The organism is Ectobacillus funiculus (genome assembly GCF_004138295.1).
In the GTDB taxonomy this organism is placed as follows: domain Bacteria; phylum Bacillota; class Bacilli; order Bacillales; family Bacillaceae_G; genus Ectobacillus; species Ectobacillus funiculus.
On record NZ_SCFM01000008.1, the window covers coordinates 59678 to 82330 of the forward strand.

At 45.2% G+C, this 22653-nt stretch carries 16 protein-coding genes and 2 pseudogenes; 16 read left to right on the plus strand and 2 right to left on the minus strand.

The genetic code is table 11. The features are described from left to right. Nucleotides 1-13 precede the first annotated feature (13 nt). The 4 genes and pseudogenes from dhaL to ribB form a co-directional block, all read left to right on the plus strand. A complete protein-coding gene (gene dhaL, locus EP737_RS08075; RefSeq protein ID WP_129727459.1) occupies nucleotides 14-664 on the plus strand; it encodes a dihydroxyacetone kinase subunit DhaL in 651 nt (216 codons plus the stop codon). Nucleotides 665-993: 329 nt separating this feature from the next. Further along, nucleotides 994-1965 (plus strand): class II fructose-bisphosphatase, encoded by a 972-nt coding sequence (gene glpX / locus EP737_RS08080; protein WP_129727460.1) that lies wholly within the window; start codon nucleotides 994-996, stop codon nucleotides 1963-1965. 12 nt (nucleotides 1966-1977) lie between these two features. Then, nucleotides 1978-3981, plus strand: a complete 2004-nt coding sequence (gene tkt / locus EP737_RS08085; RefSeq protein WP_129727461.1) for a transketolase — start codon at nucleotides 1978-1980, stop codon at nucleotides 3979-3981. Between the two features lie 35 nt (nucleotides 3982-4016). Beyond that, nucleotides 4017-4631, plus strand: a pseudogene (gene ribB / locus EP737_RS08090) (3,4-dihydroxy-2-butanone-4-phosphate synthase); the annotation flags it as partial. 141 nt (nucleotides 4632-4772) lie between these two features. Here ribB and uvsE read toward each other — a convergent pair. Together uvsE and cls are read right to left on the minus strand one after the other, a co-directional pair. Continuing rightward, nucleotides 4773-5726 carry a UV DNA damage repair endonuclease UvsE gene (uvsE, locus tag EP737_RS08095; protein ID WP_129727463.1) on the minus strand — a complete coding sequence of 318 codons (954 nt, stop codon included), beginning with the start codon at nucleotides 5724-5726 and terminating at the stop codon, nucleotides 4773-4775. A 34-nt stretch (nucleotides 5727-5760) separates the two neighbouring features. Next, on the minus strand, nucleotides 5761-6954 hold the full coding sequence (cls, locus tag EP737_RS08100; protein ID WP_129727464.1) for a cardiolipin synthase: 1194 nt from the start codon (nucleotides 6952-6954) through the stop codon (nucleotides 5761-5763). Nucleotides 6955-7422: 468 nt separating this feature from the next. On the opposite strand from cls, the gene EP737_RS08105 reads away from it, so the two are divergent. From EP737_RS08105 to EP737_RS26215, 12 genes and pseudogenes are all read left to right on the plus strand, one after another. Further along, nucleotides 7423-9534, plus strand: coding sequence for a (Fe-S)-binding protein (locus EP737_RS08105; protein ID WP_129727465.1), 2112 nt, complete (start codon nucleotides 7423-7425; stop codon nucleotides 9532-9534). A 141-nt stretch (nucleotides 9535-9675) separates the two neighbouring features. Beyond that, the gene (locus tag EP737_RS08110) at nucleotides 9676-10857 is read left to right on the plus strand and encodes an acetyl-CoA C-acetyltransferase (RefSeq protein ID WP_129727466.1); all 1182 of its coding nucleotides are present in this window, start codon (nucleotides 9676-9678) and stop codon (nucleotides 10855-10857) included. A gap of 258 nt (nucleotides 10858-11115) precedes the next feature. Beyond that, nucleotides 11116-11967, plus strand: coding sequence for a 3-hydroxybutyryl-CoA dehydrogenase (locus EP737_RS08115; RefSeq protein ID WP_129727467.1), 852 nt, complete (start codon nucleotides 11116-11118; stop codon nucleotides 11965-11967). A 62-nt stretch (nucleotides 11968-12029) separates the two neighbouring features. Then, nucleotides 12030-13160, plus strand: coding sequence for an acyl-CoA dehydrogenase (locus EP737_RS08120; protein ID WP_129727468.1), 1131 nt, complete (start codon nucleotides 12030-12032; stop codon nucleotides 13158-13160). A 17-nt stretch (nucleotides 13161-13177) separates the two neighbouring features. Continuing rightward, a complete protein-coding gene (locus tag EP737_RS08125) occupies nucleotides 13178-14317 on the plus strand; it encodes an acyl-CoA dehydrogenase (protein WP_129727469.1) in 1140 nt (379 codons plus the stop codon). A 93-nt stretch (nucleotides 14318-14410) separates the two neighbouring features. Continuing rightward, the gene (locus EP737_RS08130) at nucleotides 14411-15040 is read left to right on the plus strand and encodes a TetR/AcrR family transcriptional regulator (protein ID WP_129727470.1); all 630 of its coding nucleotides are present in this window, start codon (nucleotides 14411-14413) and stop codon (nucleotides 15038-15040) included. A gap of 20 nt (nucleotides 15041-15060) precedes the next feature. Beyond that, nucleotides 15061-18306, plus strand: a complete 3246-nt coding sequence (icmF, locus tag EP737_RS08135; RefSeq protein ID WP_129727471.1) for a fused isobutyryl-CoA mutase/GTPase IcmF — start codon at nucleotides 15061-15063, stop codon at nucleotides 18304-18306. 322 nt (nucleotides 18307-18628) lie between these two features. Beyond that, the gene (rpoE, locus tag EP737_RS08140; RefSeq protein ID WP_129727472.1) at nucleotides 18629-19192 is read left to right on the plus strand and encodes a DNA-directed RNA polymerase subunit delta; all 564 of its coding nucleotides are present in this window, start codon (nucleotides 18629-18631) and stop codon (nucleotides 19190-19192) included. Nucleotides 19193-19640: 448 nt separating this feature from the next. Further along, the gene (locus EP737_RS08145) at nucleotides 19641-21248 is read left to right on the plus strand and encodes a CTP synthase (protein ID WP_129727473.1); all 1608 of its coding nucleotides are present in this window, start codon (nucleotides 19641-19643) and stop codon (nucleotides 21246-21248) included. A 340-nt stretch (nucleotides 21249-21588) separates the two neighbouring features. Continuing rightward, entirely contained in the window at nucleotides 21589-21915 is a 327-nt protein-coding gene (locus EP737_RS08150; RefSeq protein ID WP_246040202.1) for a hypothetical protein, read from the plus strand. 129 nt (nucleotides 21916-22044) lie between these two features. Beyond that, nucleotides 22045-22251: a 6TM ABC transporter family protein gene (locus EP737_RS25970; protein ID WP_205650900.1), complete on the plus strand. Its 207-nt coding sequence runs from the start codon at nucleotides 22045-22047 to the stop codon at nucleotides 22249-22251. Next, nucleotides 22230-22307 (plus strand): annotated as a pseudogene (locus EP737_RS26215) (recombinase family protein); the annotation flags it as partial. The gene EP737_RS25970 and the pseudogene EP737_RS26215, both read left to right, overlap by 22 nt. Nucleotides 22308-22653 lie beyond the last annotated feature (346 nt).

The window sequence follows — 22653 nt, forward strand, 5'->3', positions numbered from 1 at the left end:
GAGGAAATATAAGATGAAGTTTACTGCAGCAGACTTAAAAGCCTTTTTGAAGAATGTAGTTCAAGTGATTGAAGAAAATAAAGACTATTTATCAGAGCTGGACAGAAAGCTTGGTGACGGTGACCACGGTGTAACGATGTCAATCGGCTGGCAGGCTATTGATGAAAAGTTAAGTAATGAGCTAAGAGAAGAACAGGATTGCGGAAGAGTTTGTATTACTGCAGGCCGGACATTCTTAAGTGCAGTAGGCTCCTCTGTAGGACCTCTATACGCAACAGGATTTCTAAAAGGGGCAAAGGTATTTCAGGGTAAATCAGAACTGACAGGCGAAGATTTGAAGGACTTCTGGGTAGCTTTTATTGAGGGAATTAAAGAACGCGGAAAGGCAGAGGTTGGCGATAAGACAATGGTTGATACACTGCAGCCTGCTTTAGAAAGCCTAAAGAGCCGATTTGAGCAAACTGGTGACTTTATGGCAGCGTTTACGGAAGCGGTTTCCTCCGGAGAAAAGGGTATGGAATCTACGAAAGATTTACTTTCTAAGAGAGGAAGATCGAGCCGTTTAGGGGAGAGATCATTAGGAAACCAAGATCCAGGTGCAACATCAGCATTCTTAATTCTCTCTACTTTCTTAACTACAGTTAATGCGGTGCAAGCTGTTTAAGGTATACAGTTAGTAGAGGTAAGAAATAGTCATAGGTAAGGAAATAATAGAGGATCCGCCAGCTTATGGAAAGGAAAACAGTCGGTCTTGCCGTTTCAATAAGAGGGTGGATTCTCATTATGACTTTTAAGTTGAGAGATATATTTTCCCTAAAAGATAAAGGGAAGCATTATAGCGGTTTTGTTTATACCTCTTAAAAGAAAATGGAGTTTACCATTCCTAGTGTGGGTTTTCCTAGTGAATCCTCCATGACTTTGTTGTATATTTATTTATTTAATCGTATATAAATTCATCTCTTTAACTGAAGTCTTAACTAGTAGGGGGATAATATGCTGATTAGAACAAGTATTAACAGTAAAGAGTGCGTCCCAACGTTAGCCATGGATTTCCTCACTGTAGCACAGCGGGCAGCTATTGCTTCCTATCCATGGATAGGAAAGGGAGATAAAAATGCAGCGGATGGGGCCGGAACAGAAGCGATGCGTAATCAAATGAACCTCATTGATATGAATGGTCGGATTGTAATTGGTGAGGGGGAAATGGATGAGGCCCCTATGCTTTATATCGGTGAGGAACTTGGAACGGGAAATGGACCTGAGGTAGATATCGCAGTTGACCCTGTTGAAGGGACAAGCTTAATGGCGAAAGGGCAGGATAACTCACTTGTTGTACTTGCTGCAGCTACTAAAGGAAGTTTACTGCATGCTCCTGATATGTATATGAAAAAGATAGCTGTAGGTCCAAAGGCAAAGGGAGCCATAAATATAGATGCATCGTTAACTGAAAATATGAAGTCTGTCGCAAAGGCATTAGGAAAAGATGTAACCGAACTGACAGTTATGATTCAAGATCGACCGCGTCATCATGATTTAATTCAACAAGTATTTGCTGCGGGCGCGAGAGTCAAGCTGTTTTCTGATGGTGATGTGACTGGCGCAATCGCTACAGCAATTGAGGAAATGGATATTGACATATTAGTAGGGACAGGCGGCGCTCCAGAAGGGGTTATTGCTGCGGCTGCTTTAAAATGTTTGGGAGGCGACTTTCAAGCCAAGCTTGTTCCTCAAAACCAAGAGGAATTCGATCGCTGCATTCAAATGGGGTTAACCGATCCTGAAAAAGTGTTAACGATTGATGAAATTGTAAAGTCAGATGACTGCTTTTTTGTAGCAACAGGAATTACAGATGGAGCGTTGCTTAAGGGAGTCCGTAAAAAAGAAGCGGGTGTTATGCTAACACACTCCTTTATAGCAATTGGAGGTAGTATTAAAAACTTTCAATTCATTGAGGCGCGCCATTAAGGAGGAAAAGTCGTGATTGAACAAAAAGTAAATGTTGATCAGCTATCTATTAATACTATTAGAACTCTTTCTATTGATGCAATCGAAAAGGTTGGATCCGGTCATCCGGGAATGCCGATGGGCGCCGCACCGATGGCTTATACACTTTGGGCAAAGTTTATGAATTATAACCCAAGCAATCCGAACTGGTTTAATCGTGACCGTTTTGTATTATCGGCAGGTCATGGATCTATGTTATTATACAGCTTGCTTCATTTAACTGGTTACGATCTATCATTAGAAGAACTAAAAAACTTCCGTCAGTGGGGCAGCAAAACACCAGGTCATCCTGAGTTTGGGCACACACCTGGGGTAGATGCTACAACTGGTCCTCTAGGACAAGGGATTGCCATGGCTGTAGGGATGGCAATGGCAGAAAGACATTTAGCGACTACGTACAATCGCGATCATTTTAATGTTGTTGATCATTATACCTACAGCATTTGCGGTGATGGCGATCTGATGGAGGGTGTATCTGCAGAAGCAGCTTCGCTTGCGGGTCATCTTAAGCTTGGCCGTTTAGTTGTATTATATGATTCAAATGATATTTCTCTTGATGGCGACCTTCATATGTCATTTAGCGAAAGTGCTGCGGACCGTTTCAAAGCATATGGTTGGCAAGTGATTCGTGTTGAGGATGGCAACGATATTCATGCACTTGCCAAAGCATTAGCTGAAGCAAAGGAAAATGAGGAGCAGCCAACGTTAATCGAAGTCAAAACAATCATTGGTTATGGTTCTCCGAATAAAGGCGGTACATCTGATTCACATGGTTCCCCGCTCGGGAAAGCTGAAATCAAGCTTGTAAAGGAACAGTACGGCTGGAATTATGAAGAGGAATTCTATGTTCCAGAAGAAGTGAAAGAACATTTTGCAGGCCTAAAGGAAGCAGGGGAACAGAAGGAGCAAGCATGGGATCAGTTATTTGCCCAATATGCTGAAGCATATCCAGCCTTGGCGAAGGAGTTAACGCAAGCAATTCATGGCGAGCTTCCAGAAGGATGGGCTGGGGACGTTCCTGTGTACCGCGTTGGCGAAGATAAGTTAGCAACCCGTGCTTCAAGCGGCACAGTATTAAATGCTCTTGCGAAACATACACCGCAATTATTTGGAGGTTCCGCTGACTTAGCCTCTTCTAATAAAACCTTACTAAAGGGTGAAGGAAACTTTAGCGCTGCAGATTACAGCGGGCGTAATATTTGGTTTGGTGTTCGCGAGTTCGGAATGGGTGCAGCTCTTAATGGAATGGCACTTCATGGCGGTGTGAAGGTCTTTGGTGCTACATTCTTTGTCTTCTCGGATTATTTACGCCCGGCGATTCGTCTTTCTGCATTAATGAAGCTGCCCGTTATTTATGTATTTACTCATGACAGTATTGCTGTTGGAGAGGATGGACCAACGCACGAGCCGATTGAGCAGCTTGCATCCTTACGTGCACTGCCGGGTTTATCTACCATGCGCCCGGCAGAAGGCAATGAGACAGCGGCGGCTTGGAAGCTGGCATTAGAAAGTAAAGACACACCAACAGCTCTTGTTTTTACACGTCAGGATTTGCCAACGCTTGTTGATGCTGAGAGGGCATATGAAGGTGTGAAAAAGGGAGCATATGTGATTTCTGAAGCAAAAGGTGATGCTGTTGGTCTATTACTCGCATCCGGCTCTGAGGTTTCTCTAGCTGTCGAAGCACAAAAGGCGCTTCAGGAGGAAGGGATTCACGTATCGGTAATTAGCATGCCGAGCTGGGATCGTTTTGAAAAACAATCAGTAGCATACAAAGAAAGTGTAATTCCTAAAAACGTAAAAGCGCGCCTTGGCATTGAGATGGGAGCTTCCTTAGGCTGGAGCAAATATGTTGGTGACCATGGCTCTGTACTGGCTATCGATCAATTTGGGGCTTCAGCACCAGGAGATAAGCTAATTGAGGAATACGGCTTTACAGTTGAAAATGTCATTTCCCAGTTTAAAAAGCTTCTTTAAAAATTCTTGCTAGTTAAATGGTTGAGGTGACAAATATGTTTCATACAATTGAAGAAGCATTGAAGGATTTACAGAGCGGAAAAATCATTATTGTGTGTGATGATGAAGACCGCGAAAATGAAGGTGATTTTGTTGCGCTTGCTGAACATTCTACACCTGAAGTGATTAATTTTATGGCTATGTACGGCCGAGGGCTTATTTGCACGCCAATTTCTGAACAGCTGGCTGCAAAATTTGAACTGCATCCGATGATTGTCCAGCAGCATAATACAGATATGCATGGCACAGCCTTTACAATTAGTATCGATTACAAAACCACTACAACAGGAATTAGTGCATTTGAACGCTCTGAAACAATCCAAGCTTTATTACGTGAGGATACAAAAGCGAGTGATTTTCGCCGTCCGGGGCATGTGTTTCCGTTAATAGCGAAAGAGGGCGGAGTGCTTTATCGAGCAGGACATACGGAAGCAGCTGTTGATTTAGCTTTATTAGCAGGCGGGGAGCCTGTGGGTGTGATTTGTGAAATTTTGAAGGATGACGGTACAATGGCACGTGTGCCAGACCTAGTCTTGCTTGCTGAACGTTTTAACTTAAAAATCATTACGATTAAAGATCTAATTGCGTTTCGTCGTAGCTACGAAAGTCTCTGCGTTACGAAATAGATAGTTGCTGCATTACCTTGTTTATTTGCCCAGAAAAGAGCTGATATCCAAAAGTCCGCTGAAAGCAGGCTCGAGGTATCAGCTCCTTTTCATTTCTACTTTTCTACAGCAAGCTCGTTAGTACGATTAAATTTCAATTGTAGCGCCGCCTATCCGTTTATACCCTCTCATTTTGGCAAAGTCCTCGACAAGCTGCAGCGCCGCCTTATCCTTTTGCTTGCTTTCAACCATCACATCAAAGTCACGTCCAGTCCCCTTAGCTGCTTCGAAGAATGGTCTGACAAAAGCGGCATCTACATAATCAGCATGAGAGCGAAATTCCTTTTCAGATTTTGGAGAAGACAAGTGTACCTTCGGAATTATCTCTGTATGATCCCAGGTTGTGAATACATCCGTAAGCAGTGCAGTGAGATCATCACCGCTCTCATTTGCCTTGTGATGATGATAGTCAAACACAAGCGGAATTTGCTCTTTTTGACAAACGGCGAGAGTTTCCTCAGTTGTGTATGTTTTGTCATCATTCTCAAGCGTCATTTGCCACTTAATCGGTAAAGGGAGCTTTTGGAGATTTTGATGGAAACGGGCGATAGCTGCCTCCTTATCTCCGTAAGCGCCGCCGACATGGATGTTAATATAGGATTCCTTCGCGATGCCCATCGCTTCGAGAACACGATAATGGTATTCCATATCCACTACGGCATTGTCCGTAATATGCTGCTTGTCACTTGTAAACAGCGTGAATTGATTTGGATGAAAACTAACGCGCAGGCGATGCTTTTGAATAAGCTGTCCAATCTCTTTCCACATATCACGAAACAGATCAATATAATCAAACTCTACCTCAGGATGTGTAGCTAACGGAACGATAGAGGAGGAGAGGCGATAGAGCCATATTTCTTGAGCAATATTGTAATGAAGTGCCCGCAGTGTGTGCTGTAGATTTTGCAAGGTAATAATAGAGAGCTTTTCCTCCCGTTCCCCTTTTTCAAGCTGCTGCCACCGGGTGAATGTCATGGTCTTTGCAGGGGAGCAGTCCCAAAGCGAAAGTGCGTGCGATACATACCCGAATCGAATCTTCACATAATCCTCTCCCGTATGATTTCTTATCTTTAATTTAGAGAAAGAACGCGATAATATTCGCAATTCCTTCCTTTACTCGATCTGGAAGCGGCAAGGATGTAAGATCAGCTAAGGTGATTTTTGTTGATGCCTCCAAATCTTGGTCGACCTCCTTTTTAATTACCTCTAAGAAGGGCGAGTCATACATAATACAGTTCATTTCATGATTAATATAAAGACTTCGGAAATCAACATTTGCGGTTCCGATATCACAGATTCGGCCGTCAATCATGATTATTTTTGCGTGAAAGAAGCCATCTTGGAATTCATAAACAGTGCAGCCGGCTTTCAGCAGGCGCCGCAAGTACGGAAACTTCGCCTCTCTCACAAAGGAATGATCCGCTTTTTTCGGAACGAGAATGGCAATGCGTACCCCGCGTTTTGCGGCTGCGACTAATGCATCTGCTAGCTCCTTGCCTGGAATGAAGTAGGGCGTTCCAATATATAAATCATGCTTGGCTTCTTCAATCAAGTCGAGAAAGGTTTGCTTCAAATAAGCACCGTCTGTTGGGATGAAACGGTGCCGAACACTTCCTTTTTGCAGCTTTGGAAAATATTTTGCTTCGGACATGAGGTTTTCGGCTGTCTCATCATACCAATCATGAAGAAATTGCTCCTGTAAATCCTGTACACCTTCTCCTGCTAGCCGAAGATGATAATCCCGCCAGTGTCCAAGCTTTGGGTCATGTCCCAAATATTCCTCGCCAATATTAAAGCCGCCGATATAGCCGATTTCGCCGTCAATGGCAGTAATTTTTCGATGATTACGTTCATTAGCGGAATAAAATAAAAATGGAAGCCGTATGTTATGACAAAATGAAAAATATACGCCGCTTTGGCGCAGCTTGCGAATCCATTTTCTTGAAAGGCTAATGCTGCCAATCCGGTCAAGCAGCAACCGTACCTCTATACCTTGCTGTGCCTTTTCCATGAGCAGGCGCAAAAATTCATGACTAATCGGGTCATTTTTAACGATGAAAAATAGAATGTGAATATGACGGCGGGCCCTGCGAATATCAGCGAAGAGGTCATCATAAAGAGCTTGGCCGTATGTATATAAACGAAAGTCACTCTCACGCATGGGAAGAATACGATGTCGAACCCGTTTAAGCTGCCTTTGTCTGCCGAACCAATAATCAGCAGACAGCCAAATGAGAAGGAAAGCGAGGGATAACAAGAAAAATAGCATAATACTCCCCCTTCTTTGTACTAGTTCTTTTAGTTTTCACAGCGTTAGGAAAAAAATTCGCTGCCCTTATGAATAAAAACATTGACTGAATGCTCATTCAAATTATAATGGAAGTATAATCCATGTATTTACACTGTAAGAAAGTATAAATTCCCAGCTAGGAGCCAGCTCGACGTAGTCGGAAATTTTAGGAATACAGCGTAAGTGCAACGATGCCTCTGTCTTCGCCCAAGAGCAGGGCTCGCCAGTCGGCGAGTTTTCTTTAAAACTATATCCTCTAAAAAACTGCCGCCATTCTCATTTCCTTTTTAAGCGCTTACGTAAAACTTTACATACTGCCTGCTCATTTTATTTGGATGAATTCTCTTCTTGCTTCATATATATTGTAGTATCCGATCTCCAGCAAACTGTATAGTACTTTTCTAGAAGCCCATCAGGCAAGTGCCATAATAGAAAGGGGTTGAGAGAATGAACATATGGCTGCTCTTCAACTGGCTAGCGTTTGCAGTGATTACCGTATATGCGGTGTATCTATTCGTATATGTAATTCAAACGCGTAGCGCCTATATTAAGCTTGGGCGGAAAGCGGAGTTTGATGGAAGAGTGAAAGAAAGATGGCAAAACGTGAAAGAAAATGTTTTTGGCCAAAAGAAGCTGCTGAAGGATAAAAAAAGCGGCACTATCCATGTCATGTTCTTCTATGGTTTTATTCTTGTCCAATTTGGGGCGATTGACTTCATTTGGAAAGGCTTAGCACCCGGTTCTCATCTTCCCCTTGGACCGCTCTACCCTGCATTTACATTCTTCCAAGAAATTGTGACACTCATTATTTTAATTGCAGTATTTTGGGCATTTTACCGCCGCTATATCGAAAAGCTTGTACGGCTGAAGCGTAATTTTAAATCTGGTCTTGTGCTGATTTTCATCGGAGGCCTGATGATTTCTGTTTTGTTGGGAAATGGGGCAGGGATTATTTGGCACGGTGAAGAATTATCGTGGAGTGAACCGATCGCCTCTGCAATCGCATACATTCTATCTCATCTAAATTCACTAGCTGCAACGGTTCTTTTTTACCTCTCTTGGTGGATACATCTTCTGATTCTACTTACATTTCTTGTCTATGTACCTCAGTCTAAACATGCTCACTTAATCGCTGGTCCTGTAAATGTCTATTTTAGCCGCCTAACAAACCCGGGTAAGCTTGAAAAAATTGATTTTGAAGATGAGTCGCAGGAAACATTCGGAGTTGGAAGCATCACCGATTTTAGACAGAACCAGCTCATCGATTTGTACGCCTGTGTGGAATGCGGCCGCTGTACAAATATGTGCCCAGCAACAGGGACAGGCAAGCTGCTATCGCCGATGGACCTGATTGTAAAGCTCCGTGATCATTTAACGGATACAGGGGCGGCCGTTACCTCTAGAACACCGTGGGTTCCGGCCTTTGCCTTCAATCACACGCGCGGTAATCAGCTTGCAGCGCAAGGCTCAGGGGCGGGCGTGCAGGAAACGGCAGCTGCCGCAGGGTACAACCCGAACTTAATCGGCGATGTTATTACCGAAGCTGAAATTTGGGCGTGTACAACATGCCGCAACTGCGAAGACCAGTGCCCGGTTATGAATGAACACGTTGATAAAATTATCGATCTCCGCCGGTATCTTGTGTTAACGGAAGGACGGATGGATGCCGATGCGCAGCGGGCAATGACAAATATTGAACGGCAGGGCAACCCATGGGGGCTCAGCAAAAAGGAACGCGAGACGTGGCGTGAAGCATGTGAGGATGTAAGTATCCCAACAGTGAAGGAGTTGTCCAAGAGGGGAGAAAATTTTGAGTACTTATTTTGGATTGGTTCTATGGGCTCCTACGATAACCGCAGCCAAAAAATTGCCCGTTCATTTGCAAGGCTGATGAATGAGGCTGGCGTCTCATTTGCGATTCTCGGGAATAAAGAAAGAAATTCCGGTGATACACCTCGTCGTCTTGGGAATGAGTTCTTATTTCAGGATCTGGCAACTAAGAATATAGAGGAGTTTGAAAAAGCGGGTGTGAAAAAAATTGTTACGATTGATCCGCATGCGTATAACAGCTTTAAAAATGAATACCCTGACTTCGGTCTAGAGGCAGATGTGTATCATCATACGGAATTACTTGCTAAATGGGTAAAGGAAGGCAAATTAAAGCCCCAGCATGCGGTTCAAGAGACAATCACATTCCATGACTCCTGTTATTTGGGCCGCTACAACGAGGTATATGATGCGCCGCGCGATATTTTAAGGGCGATTCCCGGCGTAACTCTGGTGGAGATGGAACGAAATCGTGAAACCGGCATGTGCTGTGGTGCGGGGGGCGGGCTGATGTGGATGGAGGAGTCAGCAGGAACACGCATTAATGTTGCAAGAACAGAGCAGGCGCTCGCAGTTCGTCCGTCCGTAATTAGCGCAGGATGTCCATATTGTTTAACGATGCTAAGCGACGGTACGAAGGCGAAGGAAGTGGAGGAAATGGTAGAAACCCTCGATGTAACAGAGATTCTAGAGCGTTCAGTGATTGGAGACATGGGGCACCCGGCTTCTTAGTCTAAGGGATGCGGTCAGCTAAGATGAGAGAGGTTTGTATCTCATCTTCTCCTGATAGAGCAAGGTTGAACAATTGTTCAGTCATCTCATTTTTGGGAGTGGTGCTGTGCTGTCGTGAGTGCGGCAAAGGGGGGATGGGGCTTGGCTAGAACAGTTATTCTGGGAGCAGCAAGGACACCCATTGGAAAATTGGGCGGCGCCTTGAGGGATGTAAAGGCGGCCGAGCTTGGAGGCATTGCCATTCAAGCTGCCTTACAGCGGGCGGATATTGTACCACAGCAGGTGGAAGAAGTGATTTTTGGAACGGTTGTGCAGGGCGGGCAAGGGCAAATTCCTTCTCGTCAAGCTGCCCGGTACGCAAACATCCCCTGGGAGGCGCGTACAGAAACGATTAATAAGGTATGCGCATCCGGCATGAGAAGCGTGACGCTTGCTGACCAAATCATCCGCGCTGGCGATCAGTCGCTTATTGTAGCGGGCGGCATGGAATCAATGAGCAATGCCCCCTATTTATTGGGCGGGGCACGCTGGGGTTATCGGATGGGGCATAACGAAGTTGTTGATGCCAATGTAGCGGACGGTCTAACATGTGCATTTTCCGGTGTTCATATGGGAACATACGGAAACGCTGTAGCGAAGGAAGAGGGAATCCTGCGCAAGGAGCAGGATGAATGGGCGTATCACAGCCATATGAGAGCGGTGGCGGCGCAGCAGTCGGGCAGCTTTCAGGAGGAAATTACTCCTGTTGCAATCCCGCGGCGTAAGGGCGATGCCCTCATGATTACAAGGGATGAAGCACCGCGCACGGATACATCTTTAGAAAAGCTCTCCCAGCTAAGACCTGTATTTGGCGCGGACGGTACGATTACGGCAGGAAATGCGCCGGGACTAAACGATGGCGCCGCTGCGCTTGTGTTAATGAGTGAGGAGCGGGCACGGCAGGAGGGAAGGGCACCGCTTGCGACGATTCTTGGGCATGCGGCCATCGCGGTAGAGGCAAAGGATTTCCCAAGGACGCCTGGCTATGTCATTAATGAACTCCTGAGGAAAACGGGGAAGGCTGCCAGAGATATTGACTTATTTGAGATTAATGAAGCATTTGCGGCAGTTGTGCTAGTTAGCAGCAAGATTGCGGGGATCCCCATGGAAAAGGTGAATGTAAACGGCGGCGCCGTAGCGCTCGGTCACCCGATTGGCGCCAGTGGTGCTCGTATCATTGTAACGCTTATTCACGCACTTAAGGCTAGGGGCGGCGGCATCGGTATTGCGGCAATTTGCAGTGGCGGCGGTCAAGGCGATGCAGTCATGATTGAGGTTCGTTAAGGGGAGAGAGCTTTCACCTTTCTCGCACCGTAAAAATGTATAAGTTTTCAGCTAGAAGACGTCAATTCGATCTAGCCGGAAACAGTGTGGGGGTAATTAGGCTTCTGTCTTCGTCCAAAGGCGGGGCTCGCCAACCGGCAAGTTTTCTTTAAAGGTTGTCTAGCATCATCGGTCTATTTGCTAAGGGAGGAGACTTTTGGCGCAAGCAAAGCAGGCTGATTTTGCTTATCATTACATATTTATTAAGGGGGAAAAAACATGAGTGTACAACACATTATGGTAATTGGTGCAGGTCAGATGGGATCCGGAATTGCGCAAGTATGCGCGATGGCAGGCTATAGCGTTGTGCTCCAGGATGTAAAGAAGGAGCAGATCGACAAAGGGATTGCTGTTATTACGAAGAATCTTGCTCGGCAGGTCGAAAAGGGGCGTATGGCAGAAGAGGATAAGAATGACACACTTGCACGTATTACACCTGTTTTGACCATCCAAAGCGCAGCTGAAGCAGACCTTGTGATTGAAGCAGCAGTCGAGCGCATGGATATTAAGAAGCAAATTTTTGCACAACTCGATGAAATTGCGCCAGCTCGGACAATTCTTGCGTCTAATACCTCATCCTTGCCGATCACTGAAATTGCTGCTGCGACAAAGAGACCGGAACAAGTAATCGGTATGCACTTTATGAACCCAGTTCCCGTTATGAAACTCGTAGAAATTATTCGGGGTCTTGCGACAACGGATGAGGTTTATGAAGCAATTGAAGAGGTTACAAAGCAAATCGGTAAAGTTCCAGTAGAAGTTAATGACTTCCCAGGCTTCGTTTCGAACCGTATTTTGCTTCCTATGATTAATGAAGCTATCTATACATTATATGAAGGCGTCGCAACTAAGGAAGCGATCGATGAAGTGATGAAGCTCGGGATGAATCATCCGATGGGGCCGCTAACGCTTGCTGATTTTATTGGGCTTGATACATGTCTCTATATTATGGAGGTTTTGCATGAGGGCTTAGGCGACAGCAAATACCGCCCATGCCCGCTTCTTCGAAAATATGTGAAGGCAGGCTGGCTTGGAAAGAAAACAGGCCGCGGCTTTTATGTATACGAGTAGCCGGTAGGGACTGAGCCGCACCGGCCTGTCCTTCGGTACTATATGAGCTAGGGGTGAAGAATGTGAACTTTTCATTGACAGATGAACAGCGCACCCTGCAAAAAATGGTTCGGGATTTCGCACAAAAGGAGGTTGCCCCCTTTGTTCCTCGTATGGAGCAGGGGGAATTTCCGCGTGATATCTTGCGGAAGATGGGCAGCCTGGGGCTGATGGGGATTCCGGTTCCGGAGGAGTACGGCGGTGCGGGCATGGACTTTACGTCATATGTGATTGCTATTCATGAGTTTTCAAAGGTAAGCGCAGCGGTTGGTGTGATTCTTGCCGTGCATACCTCTGTAGGAACAAATCCAATTTTATACTTTGGTACGGAGGAGCAAAAGCAGAAATTTGTGCCGCGCTTAGCAACTGGGCAGCTGCTGGGTGCATTTGCTTTAACGGAGCCGAGCGCGGGCTCGGATGCCGCAAGCTTAAAAACCCATGCCGTCAAGAAGGGCGATCACTATCTAATCAATGGTTCAAAGGCATTTATTACGAACGGGGGCGAGGCGGATACGTATATCGTATTCGCCTCTACGAATCGGTCAGCTGGCCGGCGGGGGATCTCGGCTTTCATCGTAGAGAAGGGAGCACCCGGGCTTATTATCGGTAAAGATGAGAAGAAAATGGGACTGCACGGCTCACGTACAGTCCAGCTTACGTTTGACAATATGATGGTACCGGCGGAAAACCTTCTTGGTGCAGAAGGGAAGGGCTTTAATATCGCCATGGCCAATCTTGATGCCGGACGCATCGGCATCGCTGCTCAAGCGCTTGGCATCGCGGAGGCCGCGCTGGCAGAGGCTGTTCGTTACGCAAAGGCGCGCCATCAGTTCGGCAAGCCGATTTACGCGCAGCAAGGAATCTCTTTTAAGCTGGCAGATATGGCCGCAGGCGTGGAGGCCGCGCATCTTCTTGTCTATCGAGCCGCATCGCTTCGGCAACGAGGGCTTCCGTGTGCGAAGGAGGCATCAATCGCAAAGCTATTTGCATCAAAAACAGCTGTGGAGGTTTCCATTGAGGCCATTCAGGTTTTCGGCGGATATGGCTACACAGAGGACTATCCGGTCGAGCGTTTTTTCCGCGATGCCAAGGTTTGCGAGATCTATGAGGGAACGAGTGAAATTCAGCGCCTTGTGATTAGCAAGCATCTGTAGAATCGGGGGAATGAAGCATGAGATTCAGATTATCAGAGGAACATGAGATGATCCGGAAAATGGTTCGGGATTTTGCTAAAAATGAAGTAGCACCTACTGCAGCGGCGCGTGATGAGGAGGAGCGTTTTGAGCGGGGGATTTTTGAGCAAATGGCGGAGCTTGGCCTAACAGGGATTCCATGGCCGGAGGAATACGGCGGAATTGGCAGCGATTACCTGGCCTATTGCATCGCGGTAGAGGAGTTGTCCCGCGTTTGCGCTTCGACGGGAGTCACGTTATCTGCTCATGTTTCTCTAGCTGGTTGGCCGCTGTATACATTTGGTACGGAGGAGCAAAAGCAATTATACTTACGACCGCTGGCGGAGGGGAAAAAAATCGGAGCCTACGGTTTAACAGAACCGGGATCTGGTTCTGATGCTGGAGGCATGAAGACGACGGCAAAACGTGACGGTGATCATTATGTTCTGAACGGCTCCAAAATTTTTATTACAAATGGAGGGGTTGCGGACATCTATATTGTATTTGCTTTAACAGACCCTGGGGTAAAGCATCGCGGCACAAGTGCGTTTATTGTTGAGGCTAACGCGCCGGGATTCTCTATTGGTAAGAAGGAAGCAAAGCTTGGCATTCGTTCCTCACCGACAACGGAAATTATCTTTGAAGATTGCCGCGTACCGGCTCGGAATCTTCTTGGCGCGGAAGGTCAAGGCTTTAAGATTGCGATGCAGACACTCGACGGCGGCCGTAACGGCATCGCGGCACAGGCTGTTGGAATTGCACAGGGTGCTCTGGACGCAGCGGTGGCGTATGCTAAAGAACGCCGGCAATTTGGCAAGCCGATTATTGAGCAGCAGGGCATCGCCTTTAAGCTGGCAGATATGGCGACACAGGTGGAGGCGGCAAGGCTATTAACATATCAAGCGGCGTGGCTGGAATCAACGGGGCTCCCCTACAGCAAGGAATCCGCTATGTCGAAGCTTTTCGCCGGGGATGCCGCAATGAAGGTCACAGTAGAAGCGGTACAGGTATTTGGCGGCTACGGTTATACGAAGGATTACCCGGTGGAGCGTTTTATGCGCGATGCGAAAATCACACAGATTTATGAGGGGACGCAAGAAATTCAAAGACTTGTTATCTCCCGTATATTAGCCAAATAACTTGGTGCTTTAAGGAATCAGTGAAGCGGGAGACGAGGAGGGAAGCGCAGGCTCTCTTGTGCTTCCCTTGTACAATAGGAGAGGGGAATTACATTGGGGAAACATACTGTACAAGCATCCGTCAAGGATGAAAAGCTCGTTGCGGTGCGGCGGGCGCAAATGGTCAAAGGTGCTGTAAGCCTCTTTAAAGAGAAAGGATTCCATCGGACAACAACAAGAGAAATTGCGAGGGCTGCCGGCTTTAGCATCGGTACGCTCTATGAATATATTCGCACCAAGGATGATGTGCTTTATCTTGTGTGTGACAGTATTTATGAAAATGTAAAGGAACGGCTCGATCAGGCCCTCAATACAGAAAAGGGGAGCCTAGAAAGCTTGACAGCAGCTGTGACCAGCTATTTTAAGGTAATGAATGAATTTCAAGAAGAGGTTCTGATTTTATATCAGGAAATGCGGTCTTTACCAAGCGAATCCATTAAGTACATTCTCGGAAAAGAGATGGAAATGGTTGCGATGTTTGAAACCATTTTACAAAAATGCGTAGAAAACGGCGAATTCCTCTTAACGAAGCGGGAGATTGATGGGATTGCCCATAATATTTTCGTACAAGGACAAATGTGGGGCTTTCGTCGCTGGGCGATGCAGAAGCTATATACGATTGAGGAATACACAGATTTGCAGCTTAGGTACCTATTGAATGGTGTTCGAATGAGGGATATCTAAAAGGAATAGGGGAGTGAAATATGGCTGTAATTCAAGTATACCGTCCGACATACAAGGTTCGTTTTGTAACAGCCTCTAGTTTATTTGATGGGCATGATGCTTCTATCAATATTATGAGACGAATTCTGCAAGCAAGCGGAGCGGAAGTCATTCATCTTGGCCATAACCGTTCCGTAGAGGAGGTTGTCAACGCGGCGATTCAAGAGGATGTGCAGGGAATTGCTGTGTCATCTTATCAAGGCGGGCATGTAGAATACTTTAAATACATGTATGATCTTCTTCAGGAAAAAGGAGCGAACCAAATTCGGATTTATGGCGGTGGCGGCGGTGTCATCATTCCGCGGGAAATGGATGAGCTGCATGCCTACGGTATTAGGAGAATCTTCTCACCAGAGGATGGGCGTCGTCTTGGATTGCAGGGGATGATCAATAAAATGCTGGAGGAATGTGATGCCCCGACCACGCGGGACGTCATGAATATAACGAAGCAGATCGACTTAGACGATGCAAGTACTGTTGCAAGACTCATCACCCTGGCGGAGGAAAGCGTTGGAAAAGGGAGTGAAATCATTGCTTCATTAGGCGAGTGCGCCAAGGGCAATGCGATTGTGCTTGGGATTACGGGAACGGGCGGTGCTGGAAAAAGCTCCTTAACAGATGAGATGATCCGCCGTTTTTTGCAGGAAATCGATGATATAAAAATAGCAATCCTCTCGATTGATCCAACGAAGCAAAAAACAGGCGGAGCCCTTCTTGGCGACCGCATTCGGATGAACGCTATTCACTCTCCGCGCGTCTACATGCGCAGTCTTGCTACAAGGGAGTCGCGATCGGAGCTCTCTCTTGCGATTCAGGATGCAATTACGGTTGTCAAAGCGGCAGGATTTGACCTAGTTATTGTTGAAACGAGCGGTATTGGTCAGGGAGATGCAGCCATTACGGATTACAGCGATTTAAGTATGTATGTTATGACAAGTGAGTTCGGGGCCCCGTCTCAGCTTGAGAAAATTGATATGATTGATTATGCAGACCTCATTGTAATTAACAAGTTTGAACGCAAAGGTTCAGAAGATGCGCTGCGTCAGGTGCAAAAGCAGTACCAACGAAGCCATATGCTGTTTGAGCAGCGGCTGGAGGAAATGCCTGTATACGGAACGATTGCGAGCCAATTTAACGATGCGGGTACCAACACTGTATTTCTGAGGCTGCTAGAGCTCATCAATAGGAAAGCGAATAAGAATTGGAAACCAAAAACAATCCAAGCAGGTTCTGTGCAAAAGCAAAATATGATTATTCCGAATGACCGCCGCTACTATCTGCGTGACATAACCGATACAGTGCGCAATTATCATAAGAGTACAGAGGAACAGGGGAAGGCAGCAGAGCGCCTTTTTCAAATTGAAGGTGCGGTAAAGGCGATTGAGGAGCAGGGGGCAGATGCCGCTGCTATTGAGACGCTGCAGGCTGTCAAGATCAGCTATGAAAATAGTCTTTCACCAGAAGCGAAGCGGATTCTGGATACGTGGGATGAGGTAAAGGCGAAGTATGCGGCGGATGAATTTGTCATCAAGGTGCGTGATAAGGAAACTCGGACAAAATTAAAGGTGAAAACGCTTTCTGGTACAGAAATCCCGAAGGTCGCGCTCCCAAAATACAGGGATTACGGGGAAATATTACGCTGGGTACGCAAGGAGAATGTCCCGGGTGAATTTCCGTATACTGCAGGGGTGTTTCCGTTTAAGCGCTCTGATGAAGACCCGAAGCGGCAGTTTGCTGGTGAGGGGACGCCCGAGCGTACAAATCGCCGTTTTCATTACCTATGTCAGGAGGATCAGGCGAAGCGCCTGAGCACGGCATTTGATTCGGTTACGCTATACGGAGAAGACCCGGCGCATCGTCCAGATATTTTCGGGAAAATTGGCGAAAGCGGTGTGAACGTTTGTACACTAGATGATATGAAGAAGCTGTACAGCGGCTTTGATTTATGCGCGCCGTCCACATCGGTATCAATGACGATTAATGGACCAGCGCCAATCATTTTAGCGATGTTTATGAACACAGCAATTGAGCAGCAGATCGAAAAGGCAGAGCAGGAGCTTGGCCGTACGATAACTGATGAAGAATATGAGAGAATCAAAGCGCAAACCTTGCAGCGCGTTCGCGGCACGGTGCAGGCGGATATTTTAAAAGAGGACCAAGGGCAAAATACATGCATTTTCTCCACCGAGTTTGCGCTGCGGTTAATGGGGGATATTCAAGAGTACTTTATCCAGCATAAGGTACGCAATTACTACTCTGTATCCATTTCCGGCTATCATATTGCAGAGGCTGGCGCAAATCCAATTTCCCAGCTGGCGTTCACGCTGTCAAATGGCTTCACCTATGTAGAGTACTACTTAAGCCGCGGTATGCATATTGATGACTTTGCGCCAAATCTATCATATTTTTTTAGCAATGGACTTGATGCGGAATATTCGGTAATTGGTCGTGTGGCGCGCCGCATTTGGGCAATTGTGATGAAGGAAAGATATGGCGCAAACGAAAGAAGCCAAAAGCTGAAGTACCATGTGCAAACGTCTGGCCGCTCCTTGCATGCGCAGGAAATCGCCTTCAATGATATTCGCACAACGCTTCAGGCGCTTATGGCACTGCATGATAATTGCAACTCCCTGCATACAAATGCGTATGATGAAGCTATTACAACACCGACGGAGGAATCAGTACGCCGAGCGATGGCCATACAGCTTATTATCACAAAGGAGCACGGCTTAACCAAAAATGAGAATCCGCTGCAAGGCTCCTTCATTTTAGAGGAACTGACAGATCTCGTGGAGGAGGCTGTTTTGCAGGAATTTGAGCGTATTAATGACCGCGGCGGCGTACTCGGTGCGATGGAAACACAATACCAGCGCGGCAAAATTCAGGATGAATCTATGTATTATGAGATGCAAAAACATACGGGAGAGCTGCCGATTATCGGAGTGAATACGTATCTAAACCAAAATGAGGCATCAGAAGAGAACATGAACAACATGGAGCTTGCCCGCGCTTCATATGAAGAAAAAGAAACACAAATCCGTAATTTGAAGGCATTCCAAGCACGGAATAAAAAGCAAACGGAAGCGGCTCTGGATCAGCTGAAGCAGACTGCTGTCTCCGGCGGCAATATTTTCGCCGAGCTAATGGAGACGGTCAAGTATGCGAGCCTTGGCCAAATTACCCAGGCGTTATATGAAGTGGGCGGGCAATACCGGCGCAATATGTAAGAAAGCTAGCGATCTGAGGCTATCGGTCAGCGCTTGGAGGGAGGGCAAACGGGCTGTTTTCCCTCTTTTGCTACACTTTAAGAAAAGTTTCTCTTTTCTTAAAGGAAAAGGACTCTTTTCTATAGCATATTTCCTGCTGTTTTGTTTATAATGAATAGTATGGATTTTTTTTGTACAGGCCTTATAGTAAAATGAGATTTCCCTTAAAATAAGCTAATTGGTATAAGGGCTAGTCAAATGAATCGGCGCTGGATTCTATTTCTGGCGATCGGAACGAAATGATGTAAGATGATACATGGTAAAGAAAGGAAGTGCCTCACACGTGAATCTAGAGCAATATTCTCCAGAGGAACTGAAAGAATTGTCTATGATCGAGCTTGCTTATGCGATTCTCGAGGGCAAAAAGCAGGCAACTGCATTCCGAGATATCGTAGAGGAAGTATCAGAAACGCTCGGTTTATCAAAAGAACAAGTAACGGTACGACTCGCTCAGTTTTATACAGATTTGAACGTTGATGGTCGTTTTATCAGCTTAGGTGAAAACCGTTGGGGCTTGCGCAGCTGGTACCCTTACGAGCAAATTGAAGAAGAAGTATTGCCGCAGCCGAAACCGAAGAAGAAGCGCAAAGTCGATGAGGATGAATTTGATGACTTCGCAGCCGAAGATACAGATTATGAAGATACTGATGATCTCGATGACCTCGATGAGATGGAAGAGGATGTTGACTTCATCGATGATGAAGATGAAGACGAAGACTTGATTGAAGAAGAAGACTTGATTGAAGACGATGAGGAACTCGACGACCTGGAAGAGGAAGAGGAACTTGAAGAGCTAGAAGAAGACTTCGAAGAAACAGAAGAAACAGAAGAAGAGGAAGAATTGTAGTTCTTGACTTTTCTACATAGTGTAGGTACAATCATTTTTGGGCTCTTTAAAAAAGCAAAAACATGTACGTTGTTTATATAGAAAGAGAATTGCTCCCTATTTTGAAACACTAACAGTATAGGGTTAGCAATTTTCTTTTTTTATTTGGGTAGCATAAGTTTAGGGCATGTCTAAATCCCTGTGCAAGAAAGCCCTGCTATGTATCGGCAAGCAGCCTGTGGGCGGGGATGGTTATTTTTACGGAAGAGAGCAAGGGTGAGCCGTTAGGCGAAGACAGAGGCGTAGTTGCACTTACACTGTATTCCTAAAAATTCCCACTACGTCAAATGGCTTCTAGCTGGAAATTTATACTTTCCTACAGTGTAAATAAACGAGCTGCTCCTTACATACTGCCGTAATAAGCGGCGTATTAAATAATAGATGTGATACGACGGAAGGGAGAACATTCATGACTAAGTATATTTTTGTAACAGGCGGTGTAGTATCGTCGTTAGGAAAAGGGATCACTGCAGCATCTCTTGGAAGATTATTAAAAAATCGCGGGTTAAATGTTACAATTCAAAAATTTGATCCTTACATCAATGTTGACCCAGGGACAATGAGCCCATATCAGCATGGAGAAGTATTTGTGACAGGTGATGGTGCAGAAACGGATCTTGACCTTGGCCACTATGAGCGTTTTATCGATATTAACTTAACGAAGCATTCGAATGTTACAACAGGTAAGGTATATTCTACGGTTATTCAAAAGGAGCGCCGTGGCGATTACCTAGGAGGGACAGTGCAGGTTATCCCTCATATTACCAATGAATTGAAAGAGCGCGTATACCGTGCGGGCCGTGAAACAAGTGCGGATGTAGTTATTACAGAAATTGGCGGCACAGTTGGCGATATTGAATCATTGCCGTTCTTAGAAGCCATTCGTCAAATTAAAAGTGATATCGGCCACAATAATGTAATGTACATTCACTGTACTTTAATTCCATATATTAAAGCGGCAGGTGAAATGAAAACAAAGCCAACGCAGCATAGCGTAAAAGAGCTTCGCAGCTTAGGTATTCAGCCGAATATTATTGTTGTTCGTACAGAAATGGCGGTTTCTCAGGATATGAAGGACAAGCTTGCCCTATTCTGTGATATTGATCCGAAGGCAGTTATTGAATGTCGTGATGCTGATACACTATATGCTGTGCCATTGGCGCTTCAGGACCAAAAGATGGATCAAATTGTTTGCGATCACTTAAAGCTTGACTGCAAACCGGCAGAGATGGAAGAGTGGAAGTCACTTGTTAATAAGGTTCGCAACTTATCTAAAGTCGTGAAGATTGCTTTAGTAGGAAAATATGTAGAGCTTCAAGATGCTTACATTTCCGTTGTAGAATCACTTCGTCATGCGGGCTATGCATTTGATGCTGATATTGACATTCAGTGGATTAATGCTGAGCATGTAACTGCCGAAAATGTACAAGAGCTTGTAGGAGATGCAGATGGTATTCTTGTACCAGGTGGTTTTGGTGACCGCGGCATAGAAGGTAAAATTGTTGCGACGCAATATGCTCGTGAACATCATGTACCATTCCTTGGCATTTGCTTAGGCATGCAGCTGGCATGTATTGAATTTGCACGAAATGTAGTAGGGCTTCAAGGAGCAAACTCCTCTGAAATTAACCCAACGACACCGTACCCAATTATCGATTTGCTTCCAGAGCAAAAGGATGTAGAAGATCTTGGCGGAACGCTTCGTCTTGGCCTATACCCTTGTAAGCTTAGTGAAGAAACAAAAGCATTTAATGCATACGGTGAGCCGGTTGTATATGAACGTCATCGTCATCGTTATGAGTTTAATAACCAATATCGTCAAGAGATGGAGAAGGCGGGCTTTGTTTTCTCTGGTACAAGCCCAGATGGTCGCCTAGTCGAAATTATTGAGCTGAAAAACCATCCTTGGTTTGTAGCATCTCAGTTCCATCCAGAATTTTTATCTCGTCCAACAAGACCGCAGCCGTTGTTCCGTGACTTCGTGCACGCGTCTTTAATTAATACAGAGAGCAAGTAATAGTAAGAAGAGCGGGCACTGAAAAAGTCCGTTTAAAGAGAAAAAGAAGCTGATCGTCTACATATGTAGAAGATTAGCTTCTTTTTTTGCTTTAATTTTAGGAATGATTCGCTTTTCACACTGTAAAAAGGTATAAATTCCCAGATGGAAGTTCATTCGACGTAGTGGGGAATTTTAGTAGTACAGTATAAGTGTAACTACGCCTCTGTCTTCGCCCGAGAGCAGGGCTCGCCAATCGGCGAGTTTTCTTTATGAACAATTTACTTGACAGGGTGCATACATTTGTATACATTAGGTATATAAATATTGTATACAAATGTATACGAAAGGATGTGTAGCAATGAAGGATTTTGATGGTCATATGAAAGGTGAAAAGCATAGGGGAGGGAGACATAAAGGAAAGCATCATCATCATGGTGCTCAAACCTTTCGCCGAGGTCGAGCACTTGAGTTTTTAGAAAGACTAAAGGTAAAAAGTATCACATTAAAACAGCAGCTAGAAGCACCAGAGTTCCAAGAAATTAAACCAATTATTCTTGGGGAATTAAAAGCGATTGAGTTGGTGATTGACGAATTTACCAAGCACTTTGAACTCCATGAAGTCGAAGATACGAATCCAAAAACGGATCAAACAGAGAAAGAGGAAGAAAAAGGACCCTTAGAATGAGCCAATTTTGAAAAGATTATCTAGCCAAAGGAGCAAAGTAAGTATGTGGGGATTAAAAACATATATCAGGCCTTACTGGAAATACGTTATCCTCGGGCCGCTCTTTATGATATTTGAAGTATTTTTGATTTGCTCCAGCCCACATTAGCAGCGCATATTGTTAATTTCGGAGTAGTAGAACGCAATGTCCACGTTATCCAGCAAACGGGATTGATTATGGTGTTGGTGGCGCTACTTTCATTAGTAACGGATGTTGGATGTAACCTCTTTGCAAGTCGTGCCTCTCAAAATGTCGGTGCAGACATTAGAGAGGCGTTATATTTATGGAGATGTTAGAATTGAAGAAAAACACGTTTTATAAAATAATGAGGGAATATGAAAAAGCCATCTAGCTTGTAGGAGATGCTTCTTTGCCTGCCAACATTACGTGGATTTACAAAAGAAAAAATGCCTCAATTCAGTCACGCTAAGAACCTATTTCTATATGTCATAAAGTGTTTTGCAGGGATGACATATTGCAAAATTCTCATTCAGGACCTTGTGACCTACTCTTTTCTAGACATATCGAGCCTGTCTGTCATAAAGCATGCTTTTTGACAGGAGCCACACATAAAAAATACCTTATATTATTGTTGTTGTTTAAAAACGTTAGTCATATTATTCCATTTAAGGACCAGATTATGGAACATCTAGTTGATAAGAAAATCTATTGAATTTATTGTAATCTATGGATTTTGT